Below are 21819 nucleotides of genomic sequence, written 5' to 3'. Positions count from 1 at the left end.
TTAAAACTCAATTGCGCTATGTTTAAAAATCTTACATATTCTCCTCTATATCGTTGTCCATATCCTTCGGCTATATTAGCCCGAATAGATGCTGCACTCCTTCTGATTTGTGGAACCATAGCATATAACTCGTCTTTGGAAAAAACTTTAGTGAGTAAATAGCATATTTGGTGCAATATCCATCCCTTTTTTCCACATCATTAAGTATTTAAAGTCATTAATATTGGATATTATTTCTGTTCCCTGTTCCCTGTTCCCTGTTCCCTGTTCCCTGTTCCCTGTTCATTTAGCATACTAAGTCCTGTAGAGCCAAAATATGATTCACTGGTCATAATGAAAAGAGAGCATTAGTTAAGTGTTACCAAATATATACATAACTATGTTCAAAATAGAGTCTCAAACACAGCAAATGATTTGTCATGCATTGTTTGAGCATTTATGCAAGTAAAATGACTGGAAACGTTGGAATGTGGGAACTATTCAATTACTATGGTCGATGGTTGGCTTACTCCTGACAATGGGTGGTACATTCCTAGAAGCCTATAGTATTGCCTGGCCTGGCAATAATCACGGAATTCAAACTTTTTCTCTAGGTGTCACCTGTCAAGTGGGTGCGGTACTGTTAGTAGGTTGCTTAGGAGGTAAAAATGCTGGTGCGCTATCGCAAATCGCTTATTTAGTTATGGGTTTGACCTTGTTACCTGTATTTGCCGATGGTGGCGGTATTGGTTATATCAAGCTATCTCAGTTTGGCTATTTGCTAGGTTTTATTCCTGGCGCGTGGATTTGTGGCTCTTTGGCCTTTAAAGCTAGTCCCCGGTTGGAAACGTTGGCTTTTAGTTGTATATCGGGCTTGTTAACTGTACACATCTGCGGTGTTATTTATTTGCTCATCAGTTATTTTTTTCAATGGAAAGGTACAGAAAATCTAGCTCTAATGCAAGCAATCCTGAAATACTCTTGGTTTGCGCTACCCGGTCAACTGGCAGTAGTGTGCGCTGTGACTGTAATAGCATATATATTACGTCATTTAATGTTTTATTAGTTATGACTCTCGCTCTTCACTCCTCACTCCCCACTCTCTAATTTCATGCGTTTAAAAAATCATCTGTTTTGGATTGCCGCCTTCATCACTTTTTTCTTAGACCAATTGACAAAATACTGGGTAGTGCAAACCTTTAGTTTAGGACAGACAAGACCAATTATACCTGATGTATTCCACCTGACCTACGTTACGAATACTGGTGCAGCTTTTAGTCTATTTAGCGGGCAAGTAGAGTGGTTACGTTGGTTATCGTTAGGCGTAAGTTTGGTATTAATAGCATTGGCATGGTTTGGCCAGAATTTAAGTTACTGGGATCAGTTAGGCTATGGTTTAATTTTAGGTGGGGCTTTGGGCAATGGTATTGATCGGTTCATTTTAGGCTATGTCGTTGACTTCCTCGATTTTCGCCTTATCAATTTTGCTGTATTTAATTTAGCAGATTCTTTTATTAGTATTGGTCTTATATGTTTGTTAATTGCTTCTTTCCAAAAAGCACCTGAAAATAATTCGTAATTGATCATGCTTCTTGCAGAGGAGCTACGCTCTAAGCGCAGCTATGCCGCAGGCTTTACGTAGTTCGTAATTAAAATCAATGGCGGCCTGAGACGCGCCACTGATTGAGGATCACCAAATCACAGATTATGGAGGGGATTTGTCTCCTCTTAAATTACGAATTACGAATTACGAATTACAAATTAGTAATTATTTAGTTCTTTTTGAAACTCTACCTCATTCTGCAAAGGTTCTGCCTGTGGAGTTGAGGTACTATCTAGTTCAGATTCACCCGGAATCAAAGTTTCTGGTGTAGTGGTGTTACTATCAATAAGTGGTACTGACATAGGATCAGGGTTTGGTGCAGGAGGTATGAGTGCTGTACCGCCAGGACAACGGGAATTAAGAGGCGATCGCTCACAGAGAATTTTCATACCTTCTCGTGAAAGTTTGATCTCCGTTGGCGCATTCATAGATAAGTTCTTGGATTCGGCAACACGGGATTTAATTGATTGGGCAACAGCAACATTGGTAGTCAGAGCCAAAGTCAAGGCTGTACCAATCAGGGTCAGAGATATTCCCTTCATTCTGAAATTTACCTCGAAGGAGACAGAACACTCCGCTAATTAAATCAAACAAATAATGGAAGAAAATCTCTCTAAATGAAGATGTATAAATAAAGAAAACAAGATAGGCAATTATTTTGATGTTAACTTTAAAATTACTGTAAATTAAAAGTTAGTTTTTAGCAGCACCAAAGTCCAAGTATTAATCCCTATTGTTTCAAAAGGAATACTAGTTGAAATTAGGATAACAGACGATAAAATAAAATTTTTGGATCAGTTAAAAAATAACAAACCCAATCAGGTAGGTTTTCTGAGTGGATATTATCTTGGTGTAAGATTGAAGCGGTAATAATTCCGTAGAGCTAATTTCTCCTTGGGCTTATGAGTAAAATAGTGGAATATCTGTATCCAGATTGTCATTGCCTGATTCTTTGCCAACAATTGTGATGTAAATAGCCGATGAGTTCCCCCCAACCTCCTCACAAGCCACAAACTTTACTTGGTCAACTGACTCAAGCAGTACAAACAATTCAAGCGAGGGTTGACTTTTCCAAATTGGCGCTCAAGCCTAATGCCAAAGTACCAGAAATATGGGTGCAGGATGCGGGGGCGGATAAGGCGGAGGTCTATCCATTGTTAGGCGATCGCTACATCCTCGGTCGTAGTTCCAAATCCTGTGATATAGTCATTCGCAACCCAGTTGTCAGCCAAATTCACCTGTCACTGTCGCGGGATTCGGCTCAACGCACCCCTATATTTGTGATCAAAGATGAAAACTCAACTAACGGTATTTATCGTGGTAAACGCCGGGTTAATACCTTAGAACTGCGTCACGGTGATATTTTTACTTTAGGGCCACCAGAACTGGCAGCTTCCGTGCGCCTACAATATGTCGATCCACCACCTTTGCATATTAAAGCGGCAACTTGGACTGCTTACACTATTGGTGGTGTGAGCGCCTTGCTAGGGTTAATCATAGGTGTGGAATGGTTAAAATTTTCTGTGAGGCCTCTACCCACTGCTACTAGCGCTCCCATCGTGATTTATGCCGGTGATGGCTCGACCCCTCTGCGTGAGCCTCGGAGTACCTCTCACGTTGATATGCAGCGCTTAGAAGATTTTGGCCCTTATTTGGCAGCCGCCGTGGTGGCCTCAGAAGATAGTCGTTATAATTGGCACTTTGGTGTTGATCCCTTGGGGATTTTGCGAGCTGTGCTGATTAATACTCGCAGTGGAGGTGTACAACAGGGAGCCAGTACAGTTACCCAGCAAGTAGCACGAAGTTTATTCCGTGATTATGTGGGCGCTCAAGACTCCTTGGGACGCAAACTACGAGAAGTTGTTGTCTCCTTCAAGCTAGAAACTTTTTACAGCAAAGATCAAATCTTGCTGACTTACTTAAATCGAGTCTTTTTGGGTGTGGATACATCCGGTTTTGAGGATGCAGCTCGTTATTACTTTGATAAGCCAGCTAAAGAATTAACTCTCTCGGAAGCTGCAACATTAGTAGGAATTTTACCGGCTCCCAACGCATTCAATTTTTGTGAAAATAGCTCCAATAGATTACAACCAGTTGACTATCGGAATCGCGTCATTAGGCGAATGTTAGACCTGGGGAAAATCTCTGAAGAGGAAGCCAATCGAGCCAGGCGTTCCCCAGTGCAAATTAGCCCCAAAGTTTGCGACCGGCAAGCGAGTACCATTGCTCCTTACTTTTATAGTTATGTCTTCCAGGAACTGGAATCAATTTTGGGAGAGGGAGCTGCCAGAGAAGGTAACTATATAATTGAAACCCAGCTTGATCCCAGAATCCAAACCCAAGCAGAAACAGCGTTGCGTAATTCAGTCAACACTGCTGGCTCAACCTTTCGTTTTTCTCAAGGAGCGATCGTCACCCTGGATACTCGAACTGGTAGTATTTTGTCTATGGTAGGTGGGACTGATTTTAGACAAAGCCAGTTTAATCGTGCTGTCCAAGCCCAAAGACAACCAGGTTCCACCTTCAAAGTTTTCGCCTTTGCTGCGGCTTTAGAGAGGGGAATACCAGCATCCAAAACTTATTCTTGTGCTGCCATGCCTTGGCAGGGCTTTACCTACAGACCCTGTAGAAGTGGTGCTGGGAATTTCTTAAATATGACCGTTGGGTTTGCCCAGTCAGAAAATCCCATTGCCTTGCGAATTGCTAGAGAAGTAGGGCTAGATAGAGTCGTGTCAACGGCTAAACGTTTAGGAGTTAAGTCATCACTAGAAGCTGTTCCTGGCTTAGTACTGGGTCAAAGTGTCGTCAATGTTTTAGAAATGACTGGTGCTTTTGGCGCTATTACTAATCGTGGTGTATGGAATCCACCCCATGCAATTAGCCGGATTCTAGACAGTAGTGATTGTCAAGATCGTGATGACCTAACGACTTGCCGTGTTGTCTATTCCTTTGACCAAAATCGAGATGCCAATCAGCAAGTTTTACCCACAGGCGTAGCCGATGAAATGACCCGGATGATGCGCCAAGTAGTCACTAACGGGACTGGTCGTGCTGCCTCTATTGGACTAGGAGAAGGTGGTAAAACTGGTACAACTGATAAAAACGTTGATCTATGGTTTATTGGTTCAATTCCCAGTCGGCGGCTTGTAACTGGCATTTGGCTGGGTAATGACAATAATTCCCCCACATCCGGTAGTAGTGGCCAAGCAGCTCAACTGTGGGGTAATTATATGAGGCAAATCGCCAGATAGAAGACAGTAGGAGAGCGGCGAGCAAGGGGGAGTAAGAAATTACTTTAAATTTCCGGTTACTTCACAACCGTTCCTCTCCTCCCCTGCCCCTTTGCCTCTTCCCCATTCCCCAATTACTGAAATCCCCACCAAGGACTAACTTCCAGTACACCTTTTTTAGTAAAAACTACTTTAAATTGGGCTATTGGTTCATTAGTGATGGCAGAACGATTAGCAGGATTGTAAAGCAGGTTAGGCAGAGGGGTTAATTCTATTTCTTGATTTGCTCCTTGATTCACTGCTTTGTAACCAACGATCGCAGCATCACTAGTTACGCCCACACGGTAAACTAAATCTTGTGTTAATACTGAGCGACTTTTCCAAGCCGGATTAATCTTGTCATAAACTTGACGATTTAGAACACTAAGTTGCTCCCGATCAGTAATTTCTGTAACTGTATTTAAGAGTGCTTCTAAATCTGTAATTTTGGTTACTGTCTCAGTTTCAGTTGTGGAAGTCGTCACATCAATGGGAGTTGATGGGGAAGTATTTACATCTGGGGGTACATCTGGGGGTGTTGTTTTTGGTGTAACAGAATTGGTGCTAGGTGCTGTAGAGCTAGTTTTCTCCTCTGTCTTTGGCTCTGGTGGGCGGATTTCTGGGGCTGGAATTAAGCTAAAAGCGATCGCGGCAACTGCTACAGTTGAAACTCCTATACCTACTGGTACTGCTTGCTTGATTAGAGCTTGACTCGTACCACCATAACGTCTAGCAACAGGCTGTAATTCTAGTGATAACTCTGGTAAAGTTTGTGTATCAGCAAAAAACTGATCCACCGCTTCCACTAGATCAAATAACTGTACCGTATTCAATTCCATTTGAATTGGCGGTTTATTATAGTTAGGGCTAGACTCAAAACCGTCCGCAGCTATTTCAGAATGCACAATTAATCTATGCCGATTAGTACTAATCTTTTGTAGCTCCACTAATTCTGAGTCTTGATTGTGTGCTTGTGGGTTTGACACATTACTCAAAAATTCTTGAGCATAGCCACTCACCGCCCTCACTAAACTTTCAAAAAATTCCCGCCCGCCCTCTAAAGGCTGATTATAACCAGATACATGGCATTTGACATTTACCAAAATTGATAGCTCTGGACGCATTTCTTGGTAGTGTACAGCTTTGGCGGCATCACTTAAACCTTCTAATAGCAGCGTACAATTAGGTAAACTGTACTTACGTTGGATATTCATTCTACTTCCCCGTCAAAAAGGCTAATCCAGAAGCGCTGCATTCCAGCTGTACCGGTACAAAATAATAATTGTCCCAATAAATTCATTGCTAACTCATCTAACTTTTCATCAGAACTTAAGGCAATTACACTAGAACGTCGGGAGTTCATCCGACTTTTGAAATGGACTCGAAATCGCTCTAGATAATTAGATAGCCGCAAATTTTGAGCCAAAGGGATCTGCTTGTCACTCATTTGCTGATATGTCATCAACATCTGGCGAATGACAACTGTTAAACGCCGCGCTATGTAACTAGCAATTATTACTAGAGCTTTTGCCTCCATGATAGTTAAGGGACGGCGGATATGCGCTCGTCGCATGGGGTTAGAACTCCTCATTCGCCATAGATTTACCCGGTTTTTAATAATTCCTTTGAGTTCCAACTCGTCAGCAAAAGCCAGAATAGCTTCAGAACCACCAAGTTCTAAAGCTTCAATCGCCAGTAAAATTAGATCAACTTGCAGTCTGGTTCTAGCGGGACAACCCTGTGCTGCGTTAGCAAAGCTTGACGTAGGCATGGCAGGGTCTGGTAAACTATCCAGAATCATCGGCAATGGTGGGGGGGTTGGACTATTCAATGGCTTTAAGCTGGCTGAGACATTCATTCTATAAAATACCTTGTGCGGTTCTAAACAGACTAAATAAAACTAGTACAACTAATTTAAGATAGGTAGCTAAACAAGAAAATAAGACTTGTGGCAGTAGTAATACTACCTAATATATACATTAATTACTGGTTCTATTCCAATGGTTACGTATACTTAAATTTAAATTTTCAAAGCATCTGTTTATCTTCCTTTGTTGTAAATACAAGCTTATCTTTAGATTGGTGTAGATTCTAAACATCGTCAATGGATTGTTCCATTAGAGCCTTAATCCCCAGCGTATGACATTATAGTGTAGGATTTCTCAGTTAATGGTCATTGGTCATTGGGAAGTGACAATCTTCTCCCCTCCACCGTGTTTCCCTACTCCCTCATAACTTATCTTATGGATTTAAAGTCTCTAATTCGCGACATCCCAGATTTTCCCAAACCTGGAATTTTATTTCGGGATATAACTACTTTACTGCGTGATCCAGAAGGATTACGCTACACTATTGACTTTTTTGCGGAAAAATGTATTGAGTCTGGATTACAAGCAGATTATGTTGTGGGTATGGAGTCCCGTGGGTTCATTTTTGGCCCTCCTTTAGCTTACAAATTAGGATCTGGTTTTATTCCTGTTCGCAAACGAGGAAAGTTACCAGCCGCAGTTCACTCAATTGAATATGAATTAGAGTATGGTACAGACTGCTTGGAAATGCATCAAGACGCTTTGCATCCAGATAGCCGGGTTTTAATCGTGGATGATTTGATTGCTACAGGTGGTACAGCCAGTGCCACGGCAAAGTTGGTGCAGAAAATGGGCTGCGAACTTGTAGGATTTGGGTTTATTATCGAGCTACAGGATTTACAAGGACGTAAACATTTACCAGATGTGCCGATTATTTCCCTAGTTGAATACTAGTCAGGCGTGCTTTCTCCTCTTTCTGAACAAATGACCAATGACTAAACTGCTATGACTTCTACGAAAATTTCCTTGGAGACAGGTCGAGATTGGCTCATCGGGCTAGTTACGAACGAAACATTTCTTTATGTGGTAAAACGTTTATTTCAAGCACTGTTCACCTTGTTATTGGCAACGGCGCTGTCATTTTTTATCATGAAACTGTCTCCGGGGGATTATGTAGATACCCTACGGCAAGATCCGACCATTTCGCCAGAACGAATTGAAGAATTAAGGGAACAGTTTGGTCTGAATAAATCTTGGACAGAACAGTTTGGGCTATGGTTATGGCGAATTGTGAGACATGGAGATTTCGGCACGAGTTTTGTTTACCAACGTTCAGTAGCTTCCCTGTTGTGGGAAAGGGTTCCAGCCACTTTACTTTTAGCGATCGCTTCTTTATTTTGCACCTGGGCGATCGCCATTCCCTTTGGCATTCTGGCGGCTGTGAAACAAAATCAAGCCACTGATCGGATTTTACAGGTAATTAGCTACACCGGACAAGGATTTCCCAGTTTCATCACTGCCTTGTTTTTACTCATATTTGCTCAAATCACCTCACCTTTATTTCCTGTAGGTGGGATGACAAGCATCAATCATGCTGATTTTTCTTGGTTTGGTAAAATCATTGATATCGGCTGGCACATGATTTTACCCACGATTGCCTTAAGTATCACTAGTTTTGCTGGTTTACAAAGAATTACTCGCGGTGAATTGTTGGATGTTCTGCGTCAAGATTATATCCAAACGGCTCGTGCTAAGGGACTGCCAGAAAATCGGGTGATTTACGTTCACGCCCTCCGCAATGCCATAAATCCTTTAATTACGATATTAGGCTTTGAATTAGCGGGTTTATTCGGTGGTGCATTCATCGCGGAACAATTCTTTAACTGGCCAGGCTTAGGCAGATTGACTTTGCAGGCGGTAATAGCAAAAGACCAGTATTTAGTTATGGCCAGCCTAGTCATGAGTGCCGTATTACTGAATATAGGCAACTTATTGGCAGACTTGCTGTTGAAGGTCGCTGACCCCCGAATTCGTTTGGATTCTTAATTGAGTATGTTTACTGAAATTTATTATATAGTGCGTTAGCGTAGCTTACCGTAGGTATCGTAAGCTGATGGTTGTTATCTCCTAGCCCATCCCAATATTGAGTATGTTTACTGAAATTTATTATATAGTGCGATCGCAAGCTGACGGTCGTTATCTTTTAGCCCATCCCGATGCTGAAACTTCAGGTTATTTATTACTGTTTCGGGAAAACTTTGATGCTTTAAGCTATCTCAACACCCATGCAGGTGAATTAGCTAACCGCTTCGCTGTAGAATCTATTCCTGGTACACAGTTGGGAAACTTGCTCCAACGTTGGGGTTTTAGCGGCGTAGGGATTGTTACAGATCCTTTATTGCCCAAAGTTGAGTTTATGCAGCATAGATAAAACTGTTTTTATGTTTCTAAGGGACGCTCTAAGATGATTTTGTAATATCCCAAAGCGTCTTCAGTCAAAGGCAATAAAAGACCAGCAATTGCATTTCTCACTAAATATTTAGGCAACAGATAAGTAAGTATTTTTAGCTTCCAAGGTAAGGAAAAAATTTGCAGAGACAATTTTTGTAATCTTGATAAACAAGGCTTAATTGCAGAGGAAATATCTTCAAGAGCTTGAAATCGAAAACCAATTGATTGTGCGATTTTTTGCCAATCATCAATCTCTGAAAATCCATGACGAACTGCCATTGATACTTCTACAAGTTGAGATGCGGTTTGAAGTAACTTAGAGAATTGTTCCAACTCGATTTTACGATAACCGTCGAATACAATTAATTGTCCCCCAGGACGCAGCACACGAAAAATTTCTGCCAATGGAATTTGGGCTTGAGGTGCATGACATAAACACTCAAAACCAAAAACAATATCAAAAGATTGATCTGCAAAGTTTAATTGATTAAAGTTACCTTCTTCAAAAGATAGGTTAGACAGTTTATTTGCTTTGCGACCTGCTATTTTAATATGCAATGGAGTTAAATCAATTCCAGTGAAGTTTACTTCTGGATACTGTTCCGCTAAAAAAAGACTATTAAATCCTTTGCCGCATCCTAATTCTAAAACATTTTTGGCATCAATTTGACGAATTTGTTCGGCAACTACTCGCGGTTGACCATAGTAACCATCAGGATGAAATACACCGTCCGGATTCAATGCCATGTGCATAGCATCTCCAGAGTGATAGATTTGATAACCTGCCTCACTCTGGGTATAGTAGGGTATAGTGAAATCTGAATTGAATTCTTTTAATACAAGATCGCAACCAAAAAGCGAGTCAATTTTAGCGATCGCATCTTCTAAAGTTAGTTGACTAGCCATAGTAGCATAGTCAGTTTCTGAAACCCCAGTCAGTAGTTTAAGAATAATATCTTTAAAAAATTTATTAAATGCCATAAATACTGAAAGAAAGAGGATTTAATTACTATATTGCAGTTCTACTATAGCATTTAGCAAGTAAATAAAGTACATATCTATTACTGAGCTACTTTACAAATTAATCAGAGTATGCATTCAATAAAATACGTCGTTTAATCAATACCTTAGCCAATTTACGAGGGTGAGTTGATTATGCATTAACCATTAATTCCCATTTCTTTGAGGCTTGGCAAAAACAATAGGTCATAAAAATTCCTTCAAGGTTTCCCACAAGGGGTTTTTAACGTATTAACCGCAGTATAAGGGTTTGAGATGAAAAACTACCGTTTTAGCGAAATGCCTATGTATTGGTGATTTTGCCAGTTTTGCCAAAATTGTTGTAGCCTCTTATTTTGGCAAAGGTATTGTTAATATCTTAATATTGTCAAGATGCCCACTCTTTAAAAATGAAATGCTTGTTGTTGTCTTGTCCAAACTACCTTAGCGATTGCCATACCTGCTATTATCAGGGGTGGAATTTCGCCCACCCCTACATTAGAGCGTATTGCAGGTTTATGAGGTACACAAAGAAATCTTGAAAACTGTTGTAATATTTTTCTAATTATTAAACCACAACTTTTTCTAACATCAGTTTAGAACGCTTGACTTGCTCAGGAATAGCTACAGGATAATCCCCAGTAAAACAAGCTGAACAAAAACTATTAGTATCTTCCTGCGTTGCTTCTAGCATTCCTTCCCAACTGAGATAAGCAAGGCTATCTACTCCCAACTGTTCAGCAATTTCTGCCACAGACTTGGTAGCAGCTATCAGATGATCCTGGCTATCGGTATCAATACCGTAAAAGCAGGGATGTGTGACTGGGGGAGAAGAAATTCTCATGTGTACTTCTGTTGCACCAGCTTCACGCAAGGCTTTAACGAGTTTCCGGCTTGTTGTACCCCGAACAATAGAATCATCCACAATAATCACCCGTTTACCCACCAGCACATCTTTGAGGGGGTTGAGTTTCATCCGAATCCCGGTTTCGCGCATGGATTGTGTAGGCTGAATAAAAGTGCGCCCCACATAGCGATTTTTAATCAATCCTTCTGCGTAAGGGACACCAGAGGCTTGAGAAAAGCCAATAGCCGCAGGGATTCCCGAATCAGGAACACCAAAGACAATATCAGCATCTACAGCCGATTCTGCGGCTATGCGTCGCCCTAATCTCATGCGGTAGGTGTATAAACTTTCGTTGTGCATGATGCTATCTGGACGAGCAAAGTAAATCATCTCAAAGATACACAGCTTGCGCTCAGGTTTTTGACTCCAATGATAGGAAGCTAAACCTGCTTCAGTGATCCAAACTAACTCCCCTGGTTCTACATCTCGTAAATATTCGGCTCCAATGATATCTAAACCACAAGTTTCCGAAGCTAAGACGTAACGAACTGGATTACCAGGTAAAGTCCCAATCACTAAAGGGCGGATACCATTTGTATCCCGAACACCCATCACACCCACAGGAGTACCCAGGACTAAACTAAAAGCACCTTCGCAACGATGAAACGCTTGAATTGATCCTTCTAGCCAATCTGCACCACCGTTTACAGCTTCCGCGATCGCAAACGCGATCATTTCTGAGTCTGTGGTTGTGACTAAATTCACATTGGTCTGAACTAACTCTTCGCGTAATTGTAAAGTATTGACTAAGTTACCATTGTGTGCTAGTGCTAATGAACCGAGTCTAGTTTCCACCACAGCAGGTTGGGCATTATCTTTGCGGCTAGAACCAGTGGTTGAATAACGAGTATGACCAATCGCGAGATTTCCCGGTAAATGCTCCAAAACCGCTTCATTAAAGACTTGAGACACTAAGCCCATGTCTTTATGCAGGTGTACTTTTTCATCCTCAAACGTCGCAATTCCAGCTGATTCTTGACCTCGATGTTGGAGGGCATACAATCCAAAGTAAGTCATTTTAGCAACATCTGCTTCTGGTGCGTAAATGCCAAAAACACCACAAGCTTCTTCTGGCTTGTCAGGTCGATGTTCATGACTATTAATTGGGTTTGTCTCCTGATTGGGGTATTCATCCGATAGCTTGCGTGGCGAAGCCATAGTGACGGAATGGATGGGAATCATTAGCTATTGCTCCTGGTTTGGGGTGTCAAGTCAGAATAATTCGTAGTTTGTAATTCGTAATTCGTAATCGTGACCCCATCAATAAATAAATGGAGTGAGTGCTTCTACATCCTGGTCTGGAATTAATTACGAATTACGTTAGCGAAGCTCCTCTGTTCGCGTAGCGTTCCGCAGGAAAAGAGGCACTACGAACTAGTAATTATTTGGTCACTAGGATTATGTCGCTGGATAGTTGCCAAATCCTTAACGAATCTTTAACCATCTATTAAAACATTACCGTAATTATGCTCAGAGACGTTAATTATCCTGGTATTGGGGATAGAAAAAATTAATTGGGAGTATTAGTTGGGTGAGAAAGACGGTTGGCTATCGCGTGGAAATAGCGATCGCGCATCTGTTCTATACTAACTTTGATTAAGCTTTGGTTATCAGAGGTTAAAACCCCTAAACCTGCTTGAGAATTCCCCAAATTAACCACTTTACCCAGTTTTTGCCAATTTTGCCCCAGGTGTAACTGTAAGTAGGATTCCCAATTTTTCTGTTCTGATGATGTCACAGAAACTAAAATTCTCGCCCCACCCTCACCAAACAGCAACCCATCCAGACGTTTTAACTGATTTTCAGGGATTTCTAACTGAATTTCCGCACCTAAATTTCCAGACAGGCAAGATTCGGCCAAAGCAACAGCAACTCCACCCTCAGCAGAATCATGGGCGGAACGTATCCAACCCGCACGAATCCCGTCACGGCAAACTTGCTGTACACAACGTTCTAAATCAAAATCTACCCGTGGAGGCTTTCCAGCTACAGTATTGTGGATAGTGGCTAAATACTCAGATGCACCCAAACTAATGGGGGATGTCAGAGGTAAACCCAAAAGATAGATTAAATCCCCTGGGGTTTGCCAACCTTGACCACAAATTTTGCTTAAATCGGGAATCAATCCCACCATCCCCACAACCGGAGTCGGATAAATTGGCTGGGGATTACCTTCAGCATCAAAAGTTTCATTGTACAGAGAAACATTCCCCCCTGTAACTGGTGTAGCCAATTCTAGACAACCTTCAGACAAACCCCGACAAGCCTCAGCCAATTGCCAATAACCAATGGGTTTTTCCGGGCTACCAAAATTGAGATTATCTGTCACTGCTAGAGGTTCAGCACCCACACAGCTGAGATTGCGGGCAGCTTCTGCCACCACTGCCTTAGCACCCTCATAAGGGTCAAGATAAACATAACGGGGATTACAGTCTACAGTCGCCGCGACCCCTGTGGTAAAAGTTTCCAGTGCTAATGTTTCATTTTGCGTTTGTTCCAGGGGACGTAAACGCACCACAGCCGCATCAGCACCACCTGGTAAAATCACAGTATTATTCTGAACTTGATGATCATACTGACGATAGACCCAACTTTTAGAAGCGATTGTCGGCGTATCGAGCAAAGTTAACAGAATATCATCCCAAGATACTAGTTTTCCTTGAATTTCAATCCCAGTTGTTTTACAACTCGGCAAAGAATCAGGCGACCATTTCCAAGCTTCAAGGGCATATTCTGGTGGTTCCGCCAACAATTCCCGTTCATAAAGGGGAGTATTTTCCGCCAACGCCTCAGCCGGAATTTCTGCGGCTATTTCACCCTGGAATAAAATTCGTACAATGGGTTCAGCAATCACCGTACCGGCAACTACAGCATGAAGTCCCCAACGTTCAAAAATATCAATTAGCTCTTGTTCCCGCCCTTTATGGGCGACAAACAGCATTCTTTCTTGAGATTCGGACAGTAGATATTCATAGGGAACCATTCCCAGTTCCCGCACCGGAATCTTATCTAAATCGAATTCAATCCCCACACCACCTTTAGCCGCCATTTCTGATGTCGAACAGGTGATCCCAGCAGCACCCATATCTTGGGCGGCGACAACTGCACCAGTTTTAAAGGCTTCTAAACAAGCTTCAATTAAAGACTTTTCGATAAAAGGATCGCCTACCTGTACGGCGGGACGGTTATCTAGTGATTGGTCGCTTAATTCCGCACTAGCAAAACTTGCTCCTCCCATGCCATCGCGTCCGGTGGTAGAACCGACATACAGCACCGGATTACCGAATCCAGAAGCCCCAGATTTGACAATTTCTGGCGTTTCCATCAATCCCAATGCCATCACGTTGACTAAGGGATTTCCGGAGTAAGCTTTGTCAAAGTAAACTTCACCGCCGACAGTGGGAACCCCAACGCAATTACCATAGTGACTGATACCAGCGACAACACCTGTAAACAATCTTTGGGTTTTGGGGTCGTCTAAATCACCGAAACGTAAAGAATTTAATAAAGCAATGGGACGCGCCCCCATTGTAAAAATATCTCTAAGAATCCCGCCCACACCAGTAGCTGCGCCTTGGAAAGGTTCAACGGCTGAGGGGTGGTTATGAGATTCTATTTTAAATGCTAATTGTCTTCCGTCGCCTATGTCTACAACTCCAGCATTTTCACCAGGGCCAACTAAGATGCGGGGTCCGGTGGTGGGAAATTGTTTGAGTAATGGGCGGGAATTTTTGTAGCAGCAATGTTCAGACCACATCACCCCAAACATTCCCAGTTCAGCTTTGTTGGGATGTCGCCCTAAGCGTTTGACAATTTCTGCATATTCTTCTGGTTTTAAACCTTCGGCGGCGATTTCTTGCGGGGAAAAGGGAGTAGAGGAGGTGGCGGTCATGGAAATAATGCACCAAGAGTACAGAGAACTATTGTATCGATTTAGTTACCTATATGTGCGGTTCTTGTCATGCAAGTAATACTTTTTTGCAGAGAAACGTTCGCATAGCGTGCGCGAAGCGCATACCGCATTCGCGTAGCGTCTCCCCTTCGGAGAAGCACACAAAGTAAGAGGCATAGAAGGAAGAAGGCATCTGTTAAAATTTCCCCACATCTGGCTAATAACCTGACAAAGCTATGACCAAATGTGGGGAGGTTATGATCAAATGATGAATCTTATGGATCTAATTAACTTGAGTTGATTGAAATTACAATCCTAGAATGAACACCAGTTTGATTAGGACATCGCTTGAATGATGTAATCAAAGTAGGGTGCTGCTTCGGCTGCATCTTCTGCACTTAGTAGGTCAAGAGAGGCTGTTTTGAGGGTATTGATAGCCTCTACCATCCCTGGAACGGGAACGCCTAAAGAATTGTACATTTCTCGCACGCCAATTAAACCAATTTTTTCAATTGGATCTTTGTCGCCAGCGAGTACGCCATAGGTAATGAGGCGCAAGTACCAGCCAAAGTCACGGATACATAGGGAACGTTGACGTTCACCGTAAGCATTACCGCCGGGTGCAATAAATTCAGGACGTTTTTGCCAAAGCTTTTTGGTGGCTTCTTGAACAATCTTTTTTTCGTTCTCAGCTAAGGTCGCAGCAATGCGGGTTCGTTGTACACCGGTTTGCAAATAATCTTTGATGTTTTTGAGTTCGCCACTGCTGGGATAACGCAGTTGGTCGTCAGCTTTGAGAATAACTTGGCTAATGACGGTCATAACTATATACAGTCACACGAAATATTATTATTTGCTAGTTTAGCGAGTTGGAGGTACACAAAGAAAGGAAAATTACAAAGATGGGAGGAAGAGGCCGGGGGAGAATAAATTTTCCCATGAGTAATGACCAATGACCAATGACTAATAACTAATGACTAAACAACAGGGTGATTTAATTGAAATTGCGATCGCAGACCTGAGTAATACAGGTGAAGGTGTGGGACGCTTTGAGGAACAGGTGGTTTTTGTTCCTGATACTGTTCCAGGCGATCGCGCTATGGTACGCTTACTACACGTTAAATCTAAATATGCTCACGGCAAACTGTATGAGCTATTAGCAGCCTCTCCTCATCGAGTGCGTCCTAGTTGCATTGTGGCTGATAAGTGTGGGGGTTGTCAGTGGCAACATATTGATTATGAATATCAGCTTTTAGCAAAGCATAATCAAGTTATCCAAGCTTTACAACGTATCGGTGGTTTTGTCAATCCTCCAGTAGATCCGATGCTGACTGCATCTGCACCTTTGGGCTATCGTAATAAATCTACTTATCCTCTCGGAATTTCCGCCACAGGTCAAGTACAGGCTGGTTACTACCAAAAAGGTAGCCATCAATTAGTGAATTTAAATCAATGTCCTGTTCAAGATGCACGCTTAAATCCTTTATTGGCTGAAGTCAAGCAAGACATCCAACAACGTGGTTGGCGAATTTACGACGAACGCAAACACCAAGGACAAATCCGCCATCTGGGTTTACGCATTGGACGGCGAACTGGGGAAATGTTGTTGACTTTGGTTGTCAAAGATTGGAACTTATTAGACGTTGAACAGCAAGCACAGGAATGGTTAAAACGCTATCCCCTATTAATGGGTGTGTCGTTAAATAGAAATAGCGATCGCACAAATGCCATTTTTGGTTCGGAAACTCGTTGCATTGCTGGAGTTCCCTACCTGCGAGAAAAATTTGCTGATTTAGAATTTCAAGTCCTTTCAGATACCTTTTTTCAGGTTTATACAGAAGCCGCAGAAGCACTATTACAAGTAATTCAATCAGAACTCAATCTTCAAGGACAGGAGTTGCTAATTGATGCATATTGTGGTATTGGGACTTTAACATTGCCTTTAGCCAAACAAGTCCGCCAAGCCATAGGAATAGAATTACAACCTGAAGCTGTACGGCAGGCAATTTTGAACGCCCAGCACAATAACATTAATAATGTCACATTCCAAGTAGGCGCAGTAGAGAAATTGCTGCCACAAATGGAAATTGTCCCGGATGTAGTCTTACTTGACCCGCCCCGGAAAGGATGCGATCGCGCTGTGATTAATTCCTTATTACAATCGAAACCTTCCCACATCGTTTACGTCAGCTGTAAAGTAGCCACTCTTGCCCGCGATTTGAAATTGTTGTGCCAAGATGGGGAATATACGATTACACGGGTGCAACCTGCTGATTTCTTTCCTCAAACAGCCCATGTGGAAGCTGTCGCTTTTCTAGTGCGATCGCATTTGGAGAGGAATAGTGAGCCTGTGACAAAAATTCAAAATTCAAATTCCTAGTCGAGTACATACTAAGAATGCTAAAATTGAATTAACCTCAAAATAAAAAAGATTTTGTGACCAAGATTAAAGTTGCATCAACTCTAAACAACATGAATAAGATTGTCTAAAGCAAAAATCGGCAATTTACCAACCCACCTTTGACTCATAACAAAAATTACAATGCCTTTAGCTGCTCACTAAATGCATTACCAGTTCTTTTATAGCCGTTTTATGTATCAGCAATCTCATCTTATAAATAGAGTGAATGCTCCCTAGCATTTTCAAAATTTAGTATTTCAAGACGCAAGTTTGAAGGCAGCACGATCACCTCAAATTAAATCAGGGTGCCTGTAATAGCAAACTGATGTCTAGCTAACTGAAAGCTACGGGGTTTCTCTAGTGATTACCATTTCCCTCCGTCCAGTTGGACGCAATTGGGGTACGATTAGTTTCGCCTCAACTCTTTATCTATGCCCAATTTTAGATTTACTGTTGGCGGAAATTCCCGCCAAACTCCAAGCAGAACTGCGGCTAGGACTCCAAGAGGCCTTAGTTAATGCAGCCAAACACGGTAATAATCTTGATCCTAGTAAAACAGTTGTAGTCCGGTTTTCCTTAATAGATAATCAGTACTGGTGGGTAATATCAGACCAAGGACAAGGCTTTATTCCCGCATCTACTAATGATGATGAACCAACCGATTATTTACCCCCCGATGAGTCAGAAAATGGTCGGGGTTTATGTCTTCTACACCAAATCTTCGATCAAGTAGAGTGGAATCGCAAAGGTACAGAATTAAGACTTTGTAAAGAAATGGAAAATCGCCCCCGTTTGTCTTTGAGACGCTAAGGCCGCAGGGCGGAAGTCAAAAGTTTACCCTGAGCGCAGTCGAAGGGTCAAAAGTCAAAAAACTTAATCTATAGGCTTTTGATAGATTTGGAATGGTTGGTTTATTTAAGTCGTGCGGAACCGGGAACTAGGATTGAGAAATTCCTTTCCCCCCTGCTCCCTGCTCCCTGCTCCCCTGCTTCTTCCCCCTACTCCCTGCTCCCTGCTCCCCTGCTTCTTCCCCCTACTCCCTACTCCCTATTTCCTACTCCCTTATTCCCGTGACTCTCACAGGGAGGCGCGGAAATTGACTTATCTAGCCAACCAACGGCTTGTTCTAATCTAACTATGGCTTCTTGTGGCTGATTTTGAACGAGATACAAAACAGCTGCGGCTGCTTGTTCACTAGCGCGAGCATTGCGGTTAGACTTGAGGCGATGCCAATCGTTAGGTGATATACTTAGCCTTTCCATTAGGGCTTGGGCTAGTTCTAAGGTGCTAACTTCATTCAGTTGACTGGTTTTAGGAAGCTGGGTTGATTGAGACATGATTTTAAGTGGTGAGTAATGGATTGAGACGCAATCAATCGCGCCTGTATAAGAAAAGTTAAAATCTTGAGTATTGACTAGCATTTAATCATAGTTTACTACCTGAAAATGAAGCCGCCTAAACAATCACAGCCGTCAGGGTCAAATCAAGAACCAGATTTTGAGCAAGAACTAGAGGATGTGGAGCGATCGCTTGTCGCCTTAAAGGAACGTTACAATCAAGTTCAAAGCGATCGCCAAAAAAAGGCAGAATGGCAACAGCATCGTCACGAATTGCAACAAAATAAACACCAGACACCAGAAATCAAAGCAGAATTACAGCAGATTAAACAGCAGTTAGAAGCCCTAGAAATTAACTTAGAAAGTCAGTTATTTTCTTGGCGGAGTCTGAAAAAACCTTTTTGGCAAGCTGTCCGCTTTGGTGGTATGGGCGTTATCATAGGCTGGATATTAAAATCCTGTGCGGGGTAATCCCAATCTTGGCAGGATTAAGTTAAATGTTAATATTATTTAATATCTGTCTTATCTAACTTGACAAAAAACCAGTTATATAATATGTTAAATCGACGAATTGCCGAAGTCTTGCGGAGTGGTGAACCTGATGATTCTCTCGTTATTCAAGGTTGGGTAAGAACGAAACGCGAGTTAAAAGGATTTGCTTTTATAGAAGTCAATGATGGTTCGTCACTAGCTAATTTGCAAGCCGTCATCAATCAGGATTTGCCAGACTACGAAGAAATTATCAAAAAACTGAATACAGGTGCGGCGGTAGAAATCAGTGGCTTACTGGTAGCTTCTCAAGGTAAAGGACAGCGCATTGAATTACAAGCCCAAACCGTGAAGGTCTACGGAGAAGCTGAACCCGAAACTTATCCGTTGCAAAAGAAACGCCACTCTTTTGAATTTTTACGCACAATTGGACACTTGCGATCGCGCACTAATTCCTTTGGTGCAGTTTTCCGAGTCAGAAACGCCTGTTCTGCGGCTATTCACGAATTTTTTCAACAAAGAGGCTTTTTATGGGTACATACACCTATAATTACAGCTAACGACTGCGAAGGCGCAGGAGAACTATTCAGCGTTACCAGCTTGGATTTAAAAAATATTCCCCGCACAAAAAGCGAAGCTGTAGATTACACACAAGACTTTTTTGGTAAACCCACATATTTAACAGTTAGCGGACAGTTAGAAGCAGAAGTTATGGCTATGGCCTTTTCTAACGTCTACACTTTCGCCCCTACCTTCCGTGCAGAAAATTCTAACACCTCCCGCCACCTCGCCGAATTTTGGATGGTCGAGCCAGAAATGGCATTTTGTGACCTAGATGGGAACATGGATTTAGCCGAAGCATTTCTGAAACACGTTTTTAAATACGTTTTAGAAAAATGCCCAGAAGACATGGAATTTTTCAACCAACGCATTGATAAAACCGTCTTAGAAACAGCCGATAATATTATTAATAACCAATTTGAGCGCTTAACTTATACAGAAGCCGTCAAATTATTAGAAAAAGCCGATGTTAAATTTGAATATCCAGTTAATTGGGGTTTAGATTTACAATCAGAACACGAACGCTATCTAGCCGAACAACTGTTTAAAAAACCCGTAATTGTCACAGATTATCCCGCCCAAATCAAAGCCTTTTATATGCGTGTGAACGAAGATGAAACAACCGTCCGCGCAATGGATATTCTTGCACCTAAAATTGGCGAAATTATTGGCGGTTCCCAAAGAGAAGAACGCCTAGAAGTGTTAGAACGCCGCATTTTAGCCCAAGGAATGCAACCAGAAGACTTGTGGTGGTATATGGATTTACGCCGTTATGGGACTGTTCCTCATGCTGGTTTCGGCTTAGGTTTTGAAAGACTCGTGCAATTTATGACCGGGATGGCAAATATCCGCGATGTCATACCCTTCCCCCGCACACCCCAAAGCGCCGAATTTTAGTAATGTAGCATTGTCGTATTGTCAGGGATTCTCTAGGCTAAATTTGTGCAGCAAAACAAAGATTTATCCCTTACTATGATTGTATGAGTTACAAGTTACGTAACCCATAACTCTGGTTGAGAAAGGGTTAAAGAGTTTCAGGCTTTTGAAAGGCAGGCGTATAAACGTCTAGATATTTTAGAAGCTGCCCCTAACAAGGAAGCATTAATGCAACTGCCAAGTAATCGTTTTGAAGCTTTATCAGGAGACAGAAAGGGTCAATATAGTATCTGAATAAATAATAAATGGCGGATTTGTTTTCATTGGCCTGATGATTCTCCTACACCCTTCAACATTGAAATCGTAGATTATCACTAAAGGAGAATTATATGGCACGTCCACCTATTCACCCTGGAGAAATTCTGGCTGATGAAATTAATCAACTGGGCATAACTGCTAGTGAATTAGCTGGTAAACTCAATGTCCCAAAAAATAGAATTACTGAAATCATTAATGGACAAAGAGGGATAACAGCCGGAAACGCTGTAAGGTTAGGTTATTATTTTGGCACTGGTGCTGAATTGTGGATGAATCTTCAAAAGAATTATGAACTTAAGGTCGCTGAACAGACAAACGGTAAAGCGATTCGAGAAAGTATTAAACCGTATGTTTTAGTTACTTGAAATTATTTAGGTAGGGTAAATATCTATTGAAATTGAATATGAAAGAGTATGTAAGCGTAACCTACTATTAACCGAAACAAGATATAATGGTGAAAATTATCTTCAGGTAAGGTCGATAATATGACTAAAACATTAACAATTCAATTGTCAGATGAGTTAGAACATCAATTAAAAGCTGAAGCTGAAAAACTCAACTTATCTTTAGAAGAATTAGTCTTACAATCCCTTGGTAAAACCCTGAAGTTGCAAGATTCTGATGAAGAAGACCCTGTTTTACCCTTATTGGGGACATTAAGATTTGAAAATTCTGATATTGGAGAGAATCATGATCAATATCTCCAAGAAAGCGGAGAACAGGAGTTAAAAATTGCCGAATAAGGTTTTTATAGATACTTCAGGGTGGGCTAACTTATTCGTTTCTACTGAATCTTACCATCAGCAAGCAAAGCAGTGGTTTGAGGAAGCACGAAGACAAAATTTAGAAATGATCACAACCAATTATATTGTAATTGAACTGGTTGCATTGTTAAATAGTCCCTTGCGTGTACCGCGTTCACAGTTATA

21 protein-coding genes and 1 pseudogene are annotated in these 21819 nt (G+C 41.7%); 13 read left to right on the top strand and 9 right to left on the bottom strand.

Annotated features, from left to right (window positions below; all coding sequences use genetic code 11):
- Window positions 1-119, bottom strand: a 119-nt coding sequence (locus tag VB654_RS13855) for a four helix bundle protein (RefSeq protein WP_323214389.1), incomplete at its 3' end; no start/stop codon positions are given.
- Between the two features lie 377 nt (window positions 120-496).
- Here VB654_RS13855 and VB654_RS13850 point away from each other — a divergent pair.
- Window positions 497-1045, top strand: a complete 549-nt coding sequence (locus VB654_RS13850; RefSeq protein WP_323214388.1) for a biotin transporter BioY — start codon at window positions 497-499, stop codon at window positions 1043-1045.
- A 45-nt stretch (window positions 1046-1090) separates the two neighbouring features.
- Window positions 1091-1558, top strand: a complete 468-nt coding sequence (gene lspA / locus VB654_RS13845; RefSeq protein WP_323214351.1) for a signal peptidase II — start codon at window positions 1091-1093, stop codon at window positions 1556-1558.
- A 182-nt stretch (window positions 1559-1740) separates the two neighbouring features.
- On the opposite strand, the gene VB654_RS13840 is transcribed toward lspA, so the two are convergent.
- Entirely contained in the window at window positions 1741-2124 is a 384-nt protein-coding gene (locus VB654_RS13840; protein ID WP_323214350.1) for a hypothetical protein, read from the bottom strand.
- Between the two features lie 438 nt (window positions 2125-2562).
- Here VB654_RS13840 and VB654_RS13835 point away from each other — a divergent pair, with 438 nt between their 5' ends.
- Entirely contained in the window at window positions 2563-4833 is a 2271-nt protein-coding gene (locus tag VB654_RS13835; protein ID WP_323214349.1) for a transglycosylase domain-containing protein, read from the top strand.
- A gap of 119 nt (window positions 4834-4952) precedes the next feature.
- Here VB654_RS13835 and VB654_RS13830 read toward each other — a convergent pair.
- Window positions 4953-6065, bottom strand: a pseudogene (locus VB654_RS13830) (DUF4335 domain-containing protein); the annotation flags it as partial.
- On the bottom strand, window positions 6062-6709 hold the full coding sequence (locus tag VB654_RS13825; protein ID WP_323214348.1) for a DUF3038 domain-containing protein: 648 nt from the start codon (window positions 6707-6709) through the stop codon (window positions 6062-6064). The pseudogene VB654_RS13830 and the gene VB654_RS13825, both read right to left, overlap by 4 nt.
- Window positions 6710-7094: 385 nt before the next feature.
- On the opposite strand from VB654_RS13825, the gene VB654_RS13820 reads away from it, so the two are divergent.
- The 3 genes from VB654_RS13820 (at window position 7095) to VB654_RS13810 (ending at window position 9090) form a co-directional block, all read left to right on the top strand.
- Window positions 7095-7613 carry an adenine phosphoribosyltransferase gene (locus VB654_RS13820; protein WP_323214347.1) on the top strand — a complete coding sequence of 173 codons (519 nt, stop codon included), beginning with the start codon at window positions 7095-7097 and terminating at the stop codon, window positions 7611-7613.
- 51 nt (window positions 7614-7664) lie between these two features.
- Window positions 7665-8705, top strand: coding sequence for an ABC transporter permease (locus tag VB654_RS13815; RefSeq protein WP_323214346.1), 1041 nt, complete (start codon window positions 7665-7667; stop codon window positions 8703-8705).
- A gap of 103 nt (window positions 8706-8808) precedes the next feature.
- Window positions 8809-9090 carry a hypothetical protein gene (locus VB654_RS13810; protein ID WP_323214345.1) on the top strand — a complete coding sequence of 94 codons (282 nt, stop codon included), beginning with the start codon at window positions 8809-8811 and terminating at the stop codon, window positions 9088-9090.
- Window positions 9091-9098: 8 nt separating this feature from the next.
- On the opposite strand, the gene VB654_RS13805 is transcribed toward VB654_RS13810, so the two are convergent.
- The 4 genes from VB654_RS13805 to VB654_RS13790 form a co-directional block, all read right to left on the bottom strand.
- Window positions 9099-10091: a class I SAM-dependent methyltransferase gene (locus VB654_RS13805; RefSeq protein WP_323214344.1), complete on the bottom strand. Its 993-nt coding sequence runs from the start codon at window positions 10089-10091 to the stop codon at window positions 9099-9101.
- Window positions 10092-10677: 586 nt separating this feature from the next.
- The gene (purF, locus tag VB654_RS13800) at window positions 10678-12198 is read right to left on the bottom strand and encodes an amidophosphoribosyltransferase (RefSeq protein WP_323214343.1); all 1521 of its coding nucleotides are present in this window, start codon (window positions 12196-12198) and stop codon (window positions 10678-10680) included.
- 328 nt (window positions 12199-12526) lie between these two features.
- On the bottom strand, window positions 12527-14908 hold the full coding sequence (gene purL / locus VB654_RS13795; protein WP_323214342.1) for a phosphoribosylformylglycinamidine synthase subunit PurL: 2382 nt from the start codon (window positions 14906-14908) through the stop codon (window positions 12527-12529).
- A gap of 336 nt (window positions 14909-15244) precedes the next feature.
- On the bottom strand, window positions 15245-15730 hold the full coding sequence (locus VB654_RS13790) for an allophycocyanin subunit alpha-B (protein ID WP_323214341.1): 486 nt from the start codon (window positions 15728-15730) through the stop codon (window positions 15245-15247).
- A gap of 151 nt (window positions 15731-15881) precedes the next feature.
- On the opposite strand from VB654_RS13790, the gene rlmD reads away from it, so the two are divergent.
- Together rlmD and VB654_RS13780 are read left to right on the top strand one after the other, a co-directional pair.
- The gene (gene rlmD / locus VB654_RS13785) at window positions 15882-17288 is read left to right on the top strand and encodes a 23S rRNA (uracil(1939)-C(5))-methyltransferase RlmD (protein ID WP_323214340.1); all 1407 of its coding nucleotides are present in this window, start codon (window positions 15882-15884) and stop codon (window positions 17286-17288) included.
- Between the two features lie 381 nt (window positions 17289-17669).
- Window positions 17670-18119: an anti-sigma regulatory factor gene (locus VB654_RS13780; RefSeq protein WP_323214339.1), complete on the top strand. Its 450-nt coding sequence runs from the start codon at window positions 17670-17672 to the stop codon at window positions 18117-18119.
- A gap of 230 nt (window positions 18120-18349) precedes the next feature.
- Here the strand turns inward: VB654_RS13780 and VB654_RS13775 are convergent, their stop codons facing one another.
- Window positions 18350-18646 (bottom strand): DUF6439 family protein, encoded by a 297-nt coding sequence (locus tag VB654_RS13775; RefSeq protein ID WP_323214338.1) that lies wholly within the window; start codon window positions 18644-18646, stop codon window positions 18350-18352.
- Between the two features lie 108 nt (window positions 18647-18754).
- Here VB654_RS13775 and VB654_RS13770 point away from each other — a divergent pair, with 108 nt between their 5' ends.
- From VB654_RS13770 to VB654_RS13745, 5 genes are all read left to right on the top strand, one after another.
- Window positions 18755-19117 (top strand): hypothetical protein, encoded by a 363-nt coding sequence (locus VB654_RS13770; RefSeq protein ID WP_323214337.1) that lies wholly within the window; start codon window positions 18755-18757, stop codon window positions 19115-19117.
- Between the two features lie 84 nt (window positions 19118-19201).
- The gene (asnS, locus tag VB654_RS13765) at window positions 19202-20593 is read left to right on the top strand and encodes an asparagine--tRNA ligase (protein WP_323214336.1); all 1392 of its coding nucleotides are present in this window, start codon (window positions 19202-19204) and stop codon (window positions 20591-20593) included.
- Window positions 20594-20961: 368 nt separating this feature from the next.
- Entirely contained in the window at window positions 20962-21255 is a 294-nt protein-coding gene (locus VB654_RS13755) for a HigA family addiction module antitoxin (protein WP_323214335.1), read from the top strand.
- A 120-nt stretch (window positions 21256-21375) separates the two neighbouring features.
- A complete protein-coding gene (locus VB654_RS13750) occupies window positions 21376-21633 on the top strand; it encodes a hypothetical protein (RefSeq protein WP_323214334.1) in 258 nt (85 codons plus the stop codon).
- The coding region (locus VB654_RS13745; RefSeq protein WP_323214333.1) for a PIN domain-containing protein at window positions 21623-21819 on the top strand (197 nt) is incomplete at its 3' end. The genes VB654_RS13750 and VB654_RS13745, both read left to right, overlap by 11 nt.

Source organism: Nodularia sp. UHCC 0506, from assembly GCF_034931045.1.
In the GTDB taxonomy this organism is placed as follows: Bacteria; Cyanobacteriota; Cyanobacteriia; order Cyanobacteriales; family Nostocaceae; genus Nodularia.
Note: the sequence above shows the minus strand (reverse complement) of the source record. Positions and strands in the feature narration are given on the sequence as shown.